General features: G+C 64.4%; 17 protein-coding genes. 7 read left to right on the top strand and 10 right to left on the bottom strand.

All coding sequences use genetic code 11. The annotated features are described in order from the left end of the window. Positions 1-27: 27 nt before the first annotated feature. From HY921_12450 to HY921_12425, 6 genes are read left to right on the top strand one after another with little or no spacing between them, the layout of a single operon-like run. Entirely contained in the window at positions 28-1,494 is a 1,467-nt protein-coding gene (locus HY921_12450; protein ID MBI5631680.1) for an aldehyde dehydrogenase family protein, read from the top strand. Beyond that, on the top strand, positions 1,476-2,264 hold the full coding sequence (locus HY921_12445) for an enoyl-CoA hydratase/isomerase family protein (GenBank protein ID MBI5631679.1): 789 nt from the start codon (positions 1,476-1,478) through the stop codon (positions 2,262-2,264). The genes HY921_12450 and HY921_12445 overlap by 19 nt, the downstream gene beginning before the upstream one ends. After that, positions 2,261-3,061, top strand: a complete 801-nt coding sequence (locus HY921_12440; GenBank protein MBI5631678.1) for an enoyl-CoA hydratase/isomerase family protein — start codon at positions 2,261-2,263, stop codon at positions 3,059-3,061. Before HY921_12445 ends, HY921_12440 begins: the two co-directional genes overlap by 4 nt. Positions 3,062-3,063: 2 nt before the next feature. Next, on the top strand, positions 3,064-3,888 hold the full coding sequence (locus HY921_12435) for a phenylacetate-CoA oxygenase subunit PaaI (GenBank protein MBI5631677.1): 825 nt from the start codon (positions 3,064-3,066) through the stop codon (positions 3,886-3,888). Continuing rightward, positions 3,885-4,970 (top strand): 3-hydroxybutyryl-CoA dehydrogenase, encoded by a 1,086-nt coding sequence (locus HY921_12430; GenBank protein MBI5631676.1) that lies wholly within the window; start codon positions 3,885-3,887, stop codon positions 4,968-4,970. The genes HY921_12435 and HY921_12430 overlap by 4 nt, the downstream gene beginning before the upstream one ends. After that, a complete protein-coding gene (locus HY921_12425) occupies positions 4,934-5,143 on the top strand; it encodes a hypothetical protein (GenBank protein ID MBI5631675.1) in 210 nt (69 codons plus the stop codon). Before HY921_12430 ends, HY921_12425 begins: the two co-directional genes overlap by 37 nt. Here the strand turns inward: HY921_12425 and lipB are convergent. From lipB to trxB, 7 genes are read right to left on the bottom strand one after another with little or no spacing between them, the layout of a single operon-like run. Further along, on the bottom strand, positions 5,105-5,704 hold the full coding sequence (lipB, locus tag HY921_12420) for a lipoyl(octanoyl) transferase LipB (GenBank protein ID MBI5631674.1): 600 nt from the start codon (positions 5,702-5,704) through the stop codon (positions 5,105-5,107). The genes HY921_12425 and lipB overlap by 39 nt on opposite strands. A gap of 4 nt (positions 5,705-5,708) precedes the next feature. After that, on the bottom strand, positions 5,709-7,112 hold the full coding sequence (lpdA, locus tag HY921_12415) for a dihydrolipoyl dehydrogenase (GenBank protein ID MBI5631673.1): 1,404 nt from the start codon (positions 7,110-7,112) through the stop codon (positions 5,709-5,711). A gap of 1 nt (position 7,113) precedes the next feature. Continuing rightward, positions 7,114-8,265 carry a 2-oxo acid dehydrogenase subunit E2 gene (locus HY921_12410; protein ID MBI5631672.1) on the bottom strand — a complete coding sequence of 384 codons (1,152 nt, stop codon included), beginning with the start codon at positions 8,263-8,265 and terminating at the stop codon, positions 7,114-7,116. 14 nt (positions 8,266-8,279) lie between these two features. Continuing rightward, positions 8,280-9,257, bottom strand: coding sequence for an alpha-ketoacid dehydrogenase subunit beta (locus HY921_12405; GenBank protein ID MBI5631671.1), 978 nt, complete (start codon positions 9,255-9,257; stop codon positions 8,280-8,282). Beyond that, positions 9,254-10,381, bottom strand: coding sequence for a pyruvate dehydrogenase (acetyl-transferring) E1 component subunit alpha (pdhA, locus tag HY921_12400; protein ID MBI5631670.1), 1,128 nt, complete (start codon positions 10,379-10,381; stop codon positions 9,254-9,256). Before pdhA ends, HY921_12405 begins: the two co-directional genes overlap by 4 nt. Further along, positions 10,371-11,279 (bottom strand): lipoyl synthase, encoded by a 909-nt coding sequence (lipA, locus tag HY921_12395; GenBank protein ID MBI5631669.1) that lies wholly within the window; start codon positions 11,277-11,279, stop codon positions 10,371-10,373. Before lipA ends, pdhA begins: the two co-directional genes overlap by 11 nt. Then, entirely contained in the window at positions 11,272-12,198 is a 927-nt protein-coding gene (gene trxB, locus HY921_12390; protein MBI5631668.1) for a thioredoxin-disulfide reductase, read from the bottom strand. The genes lipA and trxB overlap by 8 nt, the downstream gene beginning before the upstream one ends. A 23-nt stretch (positions 12,199-12,221) precedes the next feature. On the opposite strand from trxB, the gene folB reads away from it, so the two are divergent. After that, entirely contained in the window at positions 12,222-12,605 is a 384-nt protein-coding gene (gene folB, locus HY921_12385) for a dihydroneopterin aldolase (protein ID MBI5631667.1), read from the top strand. Here the strand turns inward: folB and HY921_12380 are convergent. Genes HY921_12380 through HY921_12370 form a run of 3 tightly spaced genes read right to left on the bottom strand, consistent with a single transcriptional unit; the run spans position 12,553 to position 14,206 of the window. Continuing rightward, a complete protein-coding gene (locus HY921_12380) occupies positions 12,553-12,978 on the bottom strand; it encodes a 6-carboxytetrahydropterin synthase (protein MBI5631666.1) in 426 nt (141 codons plus the stop codon). The genes folB and HY921_12380 overlap by 53 nt on opposite strands. Then, entirely contained in the window at positions 12,978-13,709 is a 732-nt protein-coding gene (locus tag HY921_12375) for an SDR family oxidoreductase (protein MBI5631665.1), read from the bottom strand. The genes HY921_12380 and HY921_12375 overlap by 1 nt, the downstream gene beginning before the upstream one ends. Next, positions 13,706-14,206: a hypothetical protein gene (locus HY921_12370; protein MBI5631664.1), complete on the bottom strand. Its 501-nt coding sequence runs from the start codon at positions 14,204-14,206 to the stop codon at positions 13,706-13,708. Before HY921_12370 ends, HY921_12375 begins: the two co-directional genes overlap by 4 nt. Between the last annotated feature and the right edge of the window lie 22 nt (positions 14,207-14,228).

Genomic DNA, 14,228 nt, shown 5'->3' with positions numbered 1-14,228 from the left:
TGAAACTCCTGATTTTCGGGGTATTCAATGGAATTTTTGTCGAAAAAGACGCATAAATTGCTCATAGACGGGCAATGGGTGGAGGCCGCCTCCGGCCGGGCTTTCGAGACTTTGAACCCGGCCACGGGCGAGGTCCTGGGCCGGGTTTCTGAAGGCGGCTCGGCGGACGTGGACGCGGCGGTCAAAGCCGCGCGCAAGGCCCTGGAGGGGCCCTGGTCCAAGATGACCCCGGCCGAGCGCGAGAAGCTTCTCCACCGCGCGGCGGACCTCGTGGAGAAGAACGCCGAGGATCTGGCCCAGCTCGAGACCTTGGACAACGGCAAGCCCGTGCGGGAGAGCAAAAACGGGGACATCCCTCTCTCGGTCTCGCTCCTGCGCTACTTCGGGGGCTGGCCCACCAAGATGCACGGCGAGACCATTCCGGTGAGCGTCCCGTATTTTCCCGGCGCGCGCTTCTTCCACTATACGACGCGCGAGCCGGTGGGAGTGGTGGGAGCCATCATCCCCTGGAATTTTCCCCTCCTCATGGCCGTGGAGCGCCTGGCCCCGGCCTTGGCCTGCGGCAACGCCGTGGTTCTCAAACCCGCCGAGCAAACCCCCCTCTCGGCCCTGAGGCTCGGAGAGCTCCTGCTCGAGGCGGGGCTGCCGCCGGGTGTCGTCAACATCGTGCCGGGCTTCGGGCCCACGGCCGGGGCGGCTTTAGCCGCGCACCCCGATGTGGACAAGGTCACGTTCACGGGCTCGACCGAGGTGGGCCGGGAGATCGTCAAGGCCTCGGCCGGGAACTTGAAGAAGCTCTCCCTCGAGTTGGGCGGGAAATCCCCCAACATCGTTTTTGCCGACGCCGACCTGGAGGCCGCGGCCAAGGGTCTGTTCATGGGCATTTTCTACAACCAGGGCCAGTGCTGCTCGGCGGGCTCCCGGGTCTTCGTCGAGAAGTCCCAATACGAGCCCATGCTCGCGGCCTTGGTTGAGCGGGCCAAGACCGTGCGCCAAGGCCCGGGGATCGACCCCAAGACCCAGATGGGCCCTTTGGTTTCTCAGGAGCAGAAGGCCCGGGTCCTCGGCTACATCGAGTCCGGCCAAAAGGAAGGGGCCAAGCTCCTGTGCGGCGGGGACTCGGTTCCGGGCAAGGGCTATTTCGTCAAGCCCGCGGTGTTTTCGGGCGTCAGCGATCAGATGAAGATATACCAAGAGGAAATCTTCGGGCCCGTCGTCACCGTGATCCCCTTCGAAGGGGCCGAGGAGGCGGTCCAAAGGGCCAATAACACGAGCTACGGCCTCGTGGCCGGGGTCTGGACCAAGGACGTGAAAAAAGCCCATCGCCTGGCCCAGTCCCTGAAGGCTGGCACGGTCTGGGTCAACTGCTACCATTTCGTGGACGCGGCAGCACCCTGGGGCGGCGTCAAGCAAAGCGGGTACGGCCGTGAGAAAAGCCAGTACGCCATAGACCTCTACACCCAGATCAAGAGCGTATGGATAGACCTCAATTGAGCGTCAAGCACCTGCTGGTCGAGATGTTCGGCCCCGTGGCCGTTCTCGCTTTCAACCGCCCCGAGGCCTTGAACGCCTTGAACCATTCGGTGATGGAGAGCCTGGTCGAGGCCGTGGAAGATTTGGAGAGAACCCCCGCCATCCGTTGCCTGGTCCTGGCCGGGAGCGCCAAGGCTTTCGCCGCGGGAGCCGATATTAAGGAAATGGACCAGGCGAGCTCCACCGACTTCGCCCGGGATCCCCATCTGGGGCGTTGGGACCGCGTGGGCCAGTGCTCCAAGCCCGTCGTGGCGGCGGTGAGCGGGTTTTGCCTGGGAGGAGGGCTTGAGCTGGCCATGGCCTGCGACATGATCGTGGCCAGCGAATCCGCGGTGTTCGGCCAGCCAGAGATCTCTATCGGGGTTATTCCCGGGGCGGGCGGCACCCAGCGCCTGACCCGCGTGGTGGGCAAGCCCTTGGCCATGGAGATGGTGCTGACGGGGCGCCGGTTGTCCGCGCGCGAGGCCCTGTCCTTGGGGCTTGTCAATAGAGTGGTTCCGGTCGAGTCATTCCTTGATGAAGCCAGGAAGCTCGCCCTCGAGATCGCGGCCAAGCCCCCCCTGGCCGTTCGCGCGGCCAAGGAGGCCGTTCTCAAGGCCCTGGACGTGGATTTGGCCACGGGACTTGCCTTCGAGCGCCAGCTTTTCTACTCCCTTTTCGACACCCAGGACCAAAAGGAGGGGATGAGGGCGTTTCTTGAGAAGCGCGCGCCCAAATTCACCGGTAAATGACCAACGCGACGGATGCGGAGCTCCTTTCCGACCTCGATGAGGGCGTTTTGACTTTCACCTTGAACCGGCCCGATGTCCTCAACGCCCTGACCTTGGGCATGATGAGCGGTCTTTTGGACGGGCTTAAAAAGGCCGAGAAGGACAAGGGGGTGCGCTGCGTGATTCTCACCGCGGCCGGCCGGGCCTTTTGCGCCGGGGCCGACCTCGGGGATTTGAAAAGGCGCCAGCAAGAGGTGCCTTTTTCCTTGGGAGACGAGCTTCGGAGCCATTTCAACCCCCTCATCCTCCAGATCCGGCGCATGGAAAAGCCCGTTGTGGGAGCCGTCAACGGCCTGGCCGCGGGAGCCGGGGCAAGCCTCATCCTATCGGCCGACGTCAAGATTTGCAGCCAGAAAGCGAGTTTTATCAACGCCTTCTCCAAAGTCGGGCTGGTGCCGGACTCCGGCATGACTTATTTCCTGCCGCGCTATATGGGGCTGTCCTTGGCTTTGGAATATGCCTGGACCGCCAAGCCCATCACGGCGGAGCAAGCCCTCCATTTCGGCTGGGTGAACCGGGTCGTGGCCCCCGAGGAGCTGCCGCAGGCCGCTCGGGCCATGGCGGTGGAGCTTTCCCAGGCGCCGCCCTTGTCGGTGGCCCTCACCAAGAGAGCCATGAACCGATCTCTCCAAAACGGATTCGAGGAGCAACTGGAGTACGAGGCCCAGCTCCAGGAGATTTTGGGCAAGAGCCGGGACCATCAAGAGGGCGTGGCGGCTTTTTTGGAAAAGCGCGCGCCCAGGTTCAAAGGGGAATGAACATGAAAGAGCCAGAGAGGATCAAGGAGGAGCGCCTGGCCGAGAAGCTGGCCCGGGGCGGCAAGGTCGAGACCATGGCGGAGATGACCGAGGAGTACCGCGGGCATTTAACCCACCTCATGATGATGCAGGCCGACTCGGAGCTGGCCGGCGCCTTTGGCTACGTTCCCTGGATCATGAAGTCCCCGGACATCAAGGAGACTTTGCAGGTCTCGCAGATCGTCAAGGACGAGGTGCGGCACGCCCGCGTCATGTACCGCCTCCTGGAGGGCTTGGGCGTGGACGTGGACGCCTATTACAACAGCCATAATTTCAACCTGCGGGTGGACAAGAAGGACCTCGGCACCGCCCGGGTCGCCGATGACAAGAGGGTCAACATTTTCTATTACCCGATCGAGACCTGGTATGACTTCATCATGTTCAATTTCTGCATGGACCGCGGGGCCGGGCACCAGCTCGAGGATTCCTTGGATTGCTCCTACAAGCCTTGGTGCGACGGCATGGAGGGAATTTTCAAGGAAGAGGCCATGCACATGGCCCACGGCGACTCCTGGGTGAAGGCCTTGGCGGGCGATTCCAAGACCCGGGGACCGGTCCAGGAGGCCTTGGAGCGATGGTACCCCCGCACCATGAACATTTTCGGCCGGGCCGATTCCCCCAAGAATAAGATTTACCGGCGGTTGGGGCTCAAGAAGCGCGACAACGAGGAGGTCCGGCAGGCCTTCGCCAAGGAGATCGGGGAGAAGTGCTCCGAGTTCGGGCTCGAGGTCCCGGCCTGGAGGCCCGAGCGGGACAAGATGTCCGAGGAACCCTTCATCCCCGGATGATCCAGCGCGTCGGCGTGGTCGGGGCCGGCACCATGGGTTCGGGCCTGGCCCAGCTCTGCGCCCAGAGCGGCTTCTCCGTCAAGATATCCGACGCCGATCCCGTGGCCCTGGAGAAAGCCAGGGAGGGCATCCGGCAAAATCTCGACCAGGCCGTTTTGAAAGGCAAGCTCACCTTGCTGCAGAGCCAGAGGGCGCTCTTCTCCATAGGCTTTTCCCCCGAGATCCGGGAGCTCGAGGGGGCCGACCTCGTCATCGAGGCTGTGAGCGAGGACTTGGGGCTCAAGCGCCGCGTCTTCCAGGAGCTCGACCTCATCTGCCCCCAGGCGATTCTCGCCACCAACACCTCCTCCCTGTCGGTCGCCGCCATCGCCGCCGCCGCCGCCGCTCCTGAGCGGGTCCTGGGCATGCATTTTTTCAATCCCCCCCTCGTCATGAAATTGGTCGAGCTCTCGCGCGCTCCCCGCACGAGCCTCGAGGCGTTCCAGGCGGCGTGGGATTTCGCCTTGACGGCGCTCAGAAAGACCCCGGTGGAGGTCAAGGACACTCCCGGGTTTATCGTCAACCGTGTCATGAGACCATTTTATCTCGAAGCCCTGCGCTTGGCTTGCCAAGCCGGAGGATTCGCGGCCTTGGACGAGGCCTGCCGGACCATCGGCGAGACCCCCATGGGGCCCTTCGAGCTCATGGATTTGATCGGACTCGACGTGAACCTCGCCATCACCAAGGCCATTTACCAGGCCCTGGACCGGCCGGAGAGATTCGCCCCCAGCCCTCTCCAGGAAAGCCTGGTTGCCGCGGGCTGTTTGGGGCGGAAAAATGAGGCCGGTTTCTACCTTTATAAAGCGGGCCGGCCGACAGGGGAAAATCCCAAAGCCCTCGCCCTTTTGCCCGCGGCCTCGCGCTTGCCGCCCGATGAGGTTTGGCGGCGCGTCATGGGTGCCGTCGCCGCCGAGGCAGAGCGGCTGTTCCAGGAAGGGGCGGCCGGAAAATCCGACATAGACATGGCGGTCAAGCTCGCCATGAATTTCGCGAAGGGGCCCTTTGAATGGCTGGCCTTAAAAAAAGAACCCTCGGGCGGCTGATCAAGGAGCATCCCGAGGTCTTGGCGGTACTCGACCGCCACGGAGTGAGCTTTTGCGCCGGGTGCTTTTTGACTTTGTTCTCGAGCGTGGAGCGCGCCGCCGCCTACCACGCGGTCTCCGACCGTGCGGCGTTCCTAAAAGACCTCGAGAAAGCCCTCCGCCACTCTTCTTAGGACGGCGCCAAAGTCCGCGGGCCTCCCCCAGAGGCGCTCCAGCGAGGTCATCTGCTCGGGCTCCAGATTGCAGGGATGGATGGCCGAGAAGGCGGCCAGATCGCAGTTCACGTTCAAGGCAAAGCCATGGTAGGCGACCTGATCCTTCACCGCGATTCCGATGGAGGCGAGCTTGCGGCGGCCGGCCCAGACTCCGGTAAATCCCCTCAAGGCCTCGGCCTCTATCTCTAATGGACGCAAGGCCTCAATAAGCACGGCCTCCAGCGAGCGCAGGTAGGTCCGGACCTTGAGGGCGCGCTCGCCCAGGTGGATGATGGGGTATCCCACCAGCTGCCCGGGGCCGTGATAGGTGAGGTCGCCTCCCCGCTCGACCTCATGCAGGGGGTGGGGCAGAAAGGCCGGAGCCGGGGATTTGGAGGAGGCGCCCCGGGTGTAGACAGGCGGGTGCTCAAGGAGAAGCAAGGTGTCCGGGATCTTCCCCTGCCGCCTCTCCTCCACCAGGCTCTTCTGAAGGGCCCAGGCTTCCCGGTAGTCCTTGAGCCCGAGCGCGCGCACGAGCATGGGGTTAGGCCTTGGGCGCTAGGATGTGGATGGCTTGGCCGAGGCAGGCCTCGGCGGCCTCCTGGAAGGACTCGCTCAAGGTCGGATGGGGATGGATGGCCGAGGCCACGTCCTCGACGGTCGCGCCGAGCCTCACGGCCAGGCACGCCTCCCCGATCAGGTCCGAGGCGTTGGGCCCCACGATGCCGGCCCCCAGTATCTTGTGGGACTGGGCCTCCGCCACGACCTTGACGAAGCCCTCGGGCTCGCGCACGGCCTGGGCGCGTCCGGAGGCCGAGAAGGGGAATCTCCCGACCAGGACTGTGGCCCCTCGGGCCTTGGCCTCGCTTTCGGTTTCGCCGACGCAGGCGATCTCGGGATCGGTGAAGACGGCCCAGGGAATCGCGCCGCGCTCCTCCGCGGAGAAGCCGCAAATGGCCAGGGCCGCCAAAATCCCCTCCCGCGAGGCCTTGTGCGCGAGATACGGGGGGCCCACCACGTCGCCGGCCGCGTAAATCGTCTCGGCGCTCGTCTGGTATCTCTCGTTGACCTTGATGTGCCCCTTGGGGTCGGTGGCGACCCCCGCGGCCTCCAGGCCCAAATCCTTGGTGACGGGAGCCCGGCCCACGCTTAACAGAATCTTATCGGCCTCGAGGGTTTTCTCGCCCTCGGGGGTCTCTATGGTCACGGACAAGGCGTTGTTTGCCTCTTTCCAGCCCTTGGCCTTGGATTTGAGGTATACCTTCACGCCGAGCCTCTCGAGCTGGCGGCTCACCGGCATGAGGAAGTCGGGCTCTATGCCGGGGAGGAGCTGGGGCATGAACTCGACCACGCTCACCTGGGAGCCCAGTTTGGCGAAGAAGGTGCCGATCTCAAGCCCGATCACCCCTCCTCCGATCACCGCGAGCCTTGCCGGGGCCTGGGAGAGCTCCAAGGCCTCCTTGGAGCTGAGTATGCTCTTGCCGTCGAACTCGAAGCCCGGCAGGGACACGGGCCGGGAGCCGGTCACGATGAGGGCCTTCTCGAAGCGCACGGCCTCGGTCCCGGAGGGCTGGGTGATTTCCGCCTCGTGGGGGCCGGTCAAGCGCGCGGTCCCGCTCATGACGTTGACGCCGTTGCCCTTGGCCAAGCCTGCGATCCCCCGGTTAAAGCCAGAGACGAGCCCGCTTTTCCAGGCTTGGACCTTGGCCCAATCCATGCGGAGCTCGCCGGCCTCCAGGCCGAGGCCCTGGGCCTTCTTGGCCTTGTGGAGCTGGCCCGCGGAATGGATGAGGGCCTTGGAGGGGATGCAGCCGTAGTTGAGGCATTCCCCCCCGAGCTTGTCCTTGTCCACGAGGAGGACTTTTTTGCCGAGCTTGCCGAGCTTGATGGCGCCGACATAGCCGCCCGGGCCTGCGCCGATGACGAGAACGTCGGTTTCGAGGGCCATGTTAGAGGAGGGTCCGCGGATTTTCCAGATGCTTGACGAGCATGTTCATGAACTGCGCTGCCTCGGCCCCGTCGATGACGCGGTGGTCGAAGGAAAGCACGAGGTTCCCCATGTCCCGGGCGGCGATCTGCCCGTCGCGGACCGCCGGGCGCTTCTGGATTTTCATGACGCCCAGGATCGCGACCTCCGGGTGGTTGACGATGGGGGTCGCGAACAGGCCTCCGATGGGGCCGATATTGGTCACGGTGAAGGTCCCTCCCTGGAGCTCGGAGACCTCGACCTTCCCGGCCCGCACCTTCTCGGCCAAAGCGTTGATCTCCCCGGCCAAAGTCCAAAGGTCCTTGCCGTCCACGCCCTTGAGAACGGGAACGACCAGGCCCTGCTCGGCCGAGGTGGCGATCCCGACGTTGTAGTAGCGTTTGCGGATGATGTGCCCGCCGGCCTCGTCCAGGACCGCGTTGAAGTTCGGGAACTCCTTCAAGGTCTTCACGAGGGCCCTCAGGATGAAGGGGAGGTAGGTGAGCTTCACGCCTTTCTGCCCGGCCTGGGCCTTGAGCTCCTCGCGGAGGGCGGCCAGTGCCGTGAAGTCCGCCTCGTCCATGTGGGTGACATGGGCCACGGTGCGCGAGCTCTGGGCCATTTTTTCGGCTGTGCGGCGCCGGATGCCGATGAACGGCAGCCGCTCCTCGGCTGCCGTTGCCGCGCCGCCGCCGCTGGCCTTTCTCACATCCTCTTGCGTGATCCGTCCTGCGGGGCCGGTCCCGGCGATTTTGGAGAGGTCCGCCTTGAGGTCGGCGGCGAGCTTGCGCACGGCGGGAGTAGCGCTGACGGCCGCGGCCCCCGCGGAGGGCGCGGCCGGTGAGCTGGGAGTCTGCGCGGCGGCAGCCGTGCCGGCCTGAGGCTTTGACTCGCTTGCATCCACCTCAAAGGCAACCAAGCTTTCCTTGACCTTGACCTTCTGGCCGGCCTGGGCCATGAGCTTGACGACCTTGCCGCTCTTGGGGCTGGGGATCTCCACCTCGGCCTTGTCGGTGAGGACGTTGCAGAGGGGCTGGTTCTCCTTGACCGCGTCCCCCTCCTTGACGTGCCATTTGACGACCTCTCCCTCGGTGAGGCCTTCTCCGATGTCCGGGAGCTTGAATTCGTAAATCATGATTCCTCCAAAGTTCAGAAAGACAAGGTTTTCTTCGCGGCTTCCACGACGCGGTCGGCGTCGGGAATGTAGTATTTTTCGAGCCGGAAAAGCGGCATGCGTATGTCCCAGGAGCCCACGCGCCGGACCGGGGCCTGGAGCTTCAAGAGGGCGCGCTCATGGATGAGAGCGCTGATCTCGGCCGCCCAGGAGCCCGCGTTGGGGGCCTCGTGGGCGATCACGACGCGGCCGGTCTTCTCGGCGCTGGCCAAGATCGCCTCCAGGTCCAAGGGCGCCAAGGTGCGCAGGTCGAGGACCTCGGCTGAGATTCCCTCCTGGCCGAGGCGCTCGGCGGCCGCGAGGCAGGTCTCGACCATCGCGCCCCAAGAAATGAAAGTGAGGTCTCCGCCCTCTCTGGCGACCCGGGCTTTGCCGATAGGAACCTCGTAGGGCTCATGGGGCACCGGCCCCCGAGCGGCCCTATAGAGGGCCTTGGGCTCGAAGAAGACCACGGGGTCAGGGTCGTTGATGGCGGCTTGGATCAGGCCCTTGGCGTCCTGGGGCGTGGAAGGACAGATTACCTTGATCCCAGGGGTGTGGCAGAAATAAGCCTCCGGCGCTTCCGAGTGGTGCTCGGGGGCGTGGATGAGGCCGCCGTGGGGTGCCCTCAGGACCAAGGGCAGGCTATAGCGGCCGCGGGTCCTGTTGCGCATGCGCCCCAAATGGCAGACCACCTGGTCGAGCACCGAGGGCAGGAAACCGTCGAATTGGATCTCGCAGACCGGGCGCATCCCGTTCATGGCCAGGCCCATGGAGGCGCCCAGAATCCCGATCTCGGCCAGGGGCGTGTCCACCACACGCTCCGGGCCGAATTTCTGGAAAAGCCCCTCGGTGGCGCGGAAAACCCCGCCGTTCAAGCCCACGTCTTCCCCCAGGATCATGACCGAGGGGTCGGCCTCCATGGCTTGGCTTAAGCCCAGGTTCAGGGCCTGGACGAGGTTCATCTCCGTCACGGGAAGCGCCCCTCCGCGGGCGGCAGCTCAAAGACGGGCTCGTGGGCCTTCTTGAGCTCGAGGAGCTCCGCAAGCTCCCGGCGCTGCTCGATGAGCGGCCACGGGGCGCTCTCGTAATTGTCGGAGAACATGTTCAAGGGATTGGGCGCGGGGAAGGATTCGTAGGCCTCTATCTCCCGTTGGATCATGGCCTGGGCTTCTTCCAAGAGCTTGGCTTCATCGGCGTCGTTCCAAAGCCCCTGCAAGGCCAGGTAGCGCCTGAGCCTGGCCACGGGGTCTTTTCTCTTCCAAGCCTCGAGCTCCGAGGCCGAGCGGTAACGCGAGGCGTCATCGGCCGTGGTGTGGTGGCCCATGCGGTAGGTCTCGCACTCGAGGACCGTGGGCCCGAGACCCGCTCTCGCCGCGGCCACGGCATCGCTCACGGCCTTGTAGACGGCGAGGCAGTCGTTTCCGTCTACCACGAGCCCGCGCGCGCCGTAGCCCCAAGCCTTCTGGGCCAAGGTGGGGCTGGCGGCCTGCTTTTCGCGCGGCACCGAGATCGCCCAATGGTTGTTCTCGATGAGATAAATGACGGGCAGCTTGAACTGCCCGGCGAAGGTCAGGGCCTCATGGAAGTCGCCCTTGGAAGTCGTGCCGTCGCCGAGGTAGGCCAAGGCCACGCCATCTTGCTTCTTGAGCTTTTCGGCCCAGGCCAGGCCCGCGGCCCAGGTGAGGTGGGCGCCCACCGGGATGGCGAACATCATGTCGTTGTTCTCTTCCGGGAACCTCGTTCCCCGGTCGTCTCCCGCCCAGTACAGGAGGGAGTAGCGAAGCTCCATGCCGCGCGCGTAATAGCTGCCCTGGCCGCGGTAGGTGGGCAGGAGCCAGTCCTTGGATCTCAGGCAGAGGGGCGGCACGATTTGGGTGGCTTCCTGCCCCAAAATCTGCGGGTAGGTGCCCAGCCGCCCTTGGCGCTGGAGCTTGACCGCGCGCTCGTCGAAGAGGCGGATCTCGACCATCTTGCGGTACATCTCAAGAATCCTCTCGGCCGGGATCACCGCCGCCAAGGAGGCGTCGGCGATCCCGGCCGGGCTCAAAATCTCGAGGCGCTCGATGCGGCCGCGGTCTATCGTCTCAAGAGGCATGGCTTTTTTCCAAAAGACCCTTGAGAAAAAGCTCCCCGGCCCGATAGGAGGAGCGCACGAAGGGGCCGGAGGCCACGTAGAGAAAGCCCATCTCCCGGGCCAGGGCCCCGTACTCCTCGAAGCGTTCCGGAGGTATGAACCCGGCCACCGGCAGGTGCCGCGGCGAGGCGGTGGGCCTCAAGTACTGCCCGAGGGTCAAGATGTCGACTCCCGCGGAGCGCAGGTCCTTAAAAGCGGACACAAGTTCTTCTTGGGTCTCTCCGAGGCCCAGCATCAGGGAGGATTTCGTCGGGGAATTCGGCCGCAGCTTGCGGGAGTTCTCCAATACCCCGAGGGACTGGCGGTAGCCGGCCTTGGCGTCGCGCACTTGCGGCGTCAGGCGCTCGACTGTCTCCAGATTGTGGGCGACCACGTCCGGCCCCGCGTTGAGGACGGTCTTCAAGGGCTCGGCCTCGCCGCGGAAGTCCTGGAGGAGAATTTCCACGAGCATTCCCGGACAGCGCTTCTTGGCGGCGCGCACGCAGGCCGCCAGGTGCGCGGAGCCTTGATCGGGGAGGTCGTCCCGGCAGACGGTGGTCAGCACGACGTACTCAAGCCGCATATCGGCCAAGGTCGCGGCCAGGTTCCGGGGCTCGTCGGGGTCGGGCGCTGCGGGGGCCGCGGCCGCGCTGACGGAGCAGAAGCGGCAGCCCCTGGTGCACGAGTTCCCCAGGACCATGAAGGTGGCGGTTCCCGCTGCCCAGCATTCCCCGATGTTGGGGCAGCGGGCCTCCTCGCAGACGGTGTGGAGGTTGCGGCGGGCGGAGACGCCCTTGATCCGGTTGAAATTCTCCCCGCCCGGGAGCTTGACCTTGAGCCAGGAAGGAAGGCCGCTTTTGGCCGCGAGCGCCTCACTCATGCTCGGCGAGGAACCTTTCCGCCTCGAGGGCCGCCATGCAGCCAGAGCCCGCGGCCGTGACGGCCTGGCGGTAGCGAGAGTCCATGACGTCGCCCGCCGCGAACACCCCCTCGACCGAGGTCCGGGCGCGGCCATCCGTGACGATATAGCCGGCGGCGTCCAGCTTGAGCTGGCCCTTGAGAAAATCCGTGGTGGGAGAGTGGCCGATGGCCACGAACAGGCCCTGGCAGGAAGCCTCGCTTTCCTTGCCGCTCTTCAAATTCTTGAGCCTGACGCCGTCCACCGAGCCGTTGCCGAGAACCTCGGTCACGACCGAGTCCCAGACAAAGCCGATCTTGGGGTTCTTCAAGGCCCGCTCCTGCATGATCTTGGAGGCGCGCAGCTTGTCCCGGCGGTGGACCACGGTGACCTTGCTCGCGAACTTGGTGAGGAAGGTGGCCTCCTCCATGGCGGTGTCGCCCCCGCCCACCACGAAGACCTCCTTGCCCTTGAAGAAGAAGCCGTCGCAGGTGGCGCAGGCCGAGACCCCGTGGCCCATGAGCCGGGCCTCGGACTCGATGCCCATGAGCTTGGCGTTGGCGCCGGTGGCTATGATCAAGGCCTCGGCCGAGGCTTGCTTGCCCTCCGTGGTTTCAAGCAAGAAAGGCCGTTTGGAAAGATCCGCGCCAGAAACGTATTCTTGGATGATTTCGACGTCCAACCTTTCGCACTGCTTCTTCATGCGCTCCATGAGCTCGGGGCCCAGGATGGGCTCGGGAAATCCAGGGAAATTCTCCACGTCCGAGGTGATCATGAGCTGGCCGCCTAAAGCCACGCCGCCGAAGATCAGGGGGCTCAAGTTGGCCCGGGCCGAATATATCCCCGCCGTGTAAGCCGCGGCCCCTGACCCTATAATGACAACTGTTCTTGAATTAGCCATAATTTAGAAGTCATTATAACAATTTGAAAATAGACATGGGAAAGGATCGGATTTGGCTCAACGGCATCGAATGCCGGGTTCATTTAGGGGTGCCGGACCAGGAACGCAAGCGCCGGCAGAAGATACTGATTGATGTCGGCTTGGAGCTCGATATTTCGCAAAGCGCGGCCGGAGACGACTTCACCAAAACCGTGGATTACTGGGGCTTGGAGAAGGCGGTTCGGGCCGAGGCCGAGAGCCGCGAGAGAAGGCTTCTGGAGACTGTGGCCGAGGACGTGGCGCGCCTGGTCTTAAGCCGAGAGAGGCTCGCGCAGGGGGTTTGGGTTCGGGCCCGCAAGAAACCGGCCGTCATGCCTAAGACTCGCGAGGTTGTTGTGGAGATTTGCCGTACTCGGCGTAGGAATTGACGGTCTCCCACAGGCGCACCGATAGGACGGGCAGCTTCTTCCCGGTCGCGTGATCGTAGACAAGGCGCGCGATGTTCTCGGCGGTGGGGTTTTCTGGCATGGTGACCACGGGTTCGCCGAGCTTCCTCAAAATCCCGGCCAAGGGATCCTTCTCGTGGAGGAGCATCTTGTGGTCGAGCTCGGTGTCCACCCACTTCTGGATATTCTCCTTGATCTCCTCGAAGTCCATGACCATGCCGAGGCCGTCGAGCTTTTCCCTTTGGATCGTGACCTCGATGCGCCCGTTGTGGCCGTGGGGGTGGCGGCATTTGCCATCGTAGCCAAGGAGGCGGTGTCCGTAGCAGAAGTGGATGACGCGCGTGACCGTGTACATTAGGCGATGAGCCTCCCCCCATCCACCGGCAGAGAGGCGCCGGTGATGAAATCCTCCTCGATCAAAAACAGCGCGGCTCGGGCCACGTCCTCGGGGGACCCCAGGCGCCTCAAGGGCGTGGCCTCGACCACGGCCTTGCGGAAAGCCTCGCCGCTGTTTTCGGGAAGAAGGACCGGGCCGGGCAGGATGGCGTTGACCTGGACATGGGGTGCTAGGGCCTTGGCGAGCGCTGTGTTCAAGCATAGGAGCCCGGCCTTGGAGACGCAGTAGGGAATGTAGTCCGCGTAGGGCCTGACGCCGGCCCAATCGGCGATGTTGATGATTTTCCCCTCCTTCTGGCCGAGCATGACCGCGGCCGCGGCCTGGGAAAGAAAGAAGGGTGCTCGCAGGTTCACGTCGAGGTGCGAGTCCCAGTCCTTGAGGCTGGTTCGGCCGAAGGCGTTTTTTTCATAGAGCGAGGCGTTGTTGATAAGGACATGGAGCCCGCCGAATCTCCTGGCCGCTTTCTCGATGAGGCGCCGGCAGGCCGCGGCGTCCGAGAGTTCGGCCTGGAATGCCTCCGCCTCGCGGCCCATGGCGCGCAGGCGCCAAACGAGCTCCCGGGCCGCGGCCTTGGAGCCTCGGTAGTGCACGGCCAGGCGCGCGCCTTTTTGCGCCGCGGCCAGGACCAGGGCCCGTCCCACGCGCTTGGCGGCTCCGGTGACGAGCACGGTCTTGCCCGCCAGCTTCACGAGGCCGCCAGATACCGAACCTTAGGCTCCTGCTTCTGCTCGCAGTGTGTGCATGAAAGAGAGGGACTGCCCTGGTAATCCCGGTGCATGAAGGTGAACCAGTCCGAGCTGTAGGAGGCGGGCTTGCCGGGGCTCGGCTGGCCCGGAATCTCGACGGCCAAGGGGTCTATCGAGGAAAGGATTTGGATGATGAAGAGATGCCCGCAATAGGCGCATTCCAGCTCCACGGTCTGGTGCAAATGGTCGAGCCCGACCCTTTCCTCGAAGAGCCGCCAGCCCTGGCTGCCCGTGCGTGGCTTGCGCGTGGAGAGCTGATAATGGGACAAGAGCCTCTGGGAGCTCGGGCGGCTCGCCTCGGCTTGATCCAGGACATTGTGGGTGGTCAGGCCTATCTCGGCCTCCACGAAGCTGGCCTTGCCGGTCATGAACCGGAAGCGGATCGGGAGGCTTCTGGCCAGAAACCAATAACGCCGCGCCAGGGTTGAAATATCGCCCATATGGGCCGTCTGCCGCGCACAG

It is taken from the genome of Elusimicrobiota bacterium (assembly GCA_016218575.1).
GTDB lineage: Bacteria > Elusimicrobiota > Elusimicrobia > UBA1565 > UBA9628 > JACRDN01.
The sequence above is the reverse complement of the archived record's forward strand: the minus strand, read 5'-3'. Positions and strand labels throughout refer to the sequence as shown.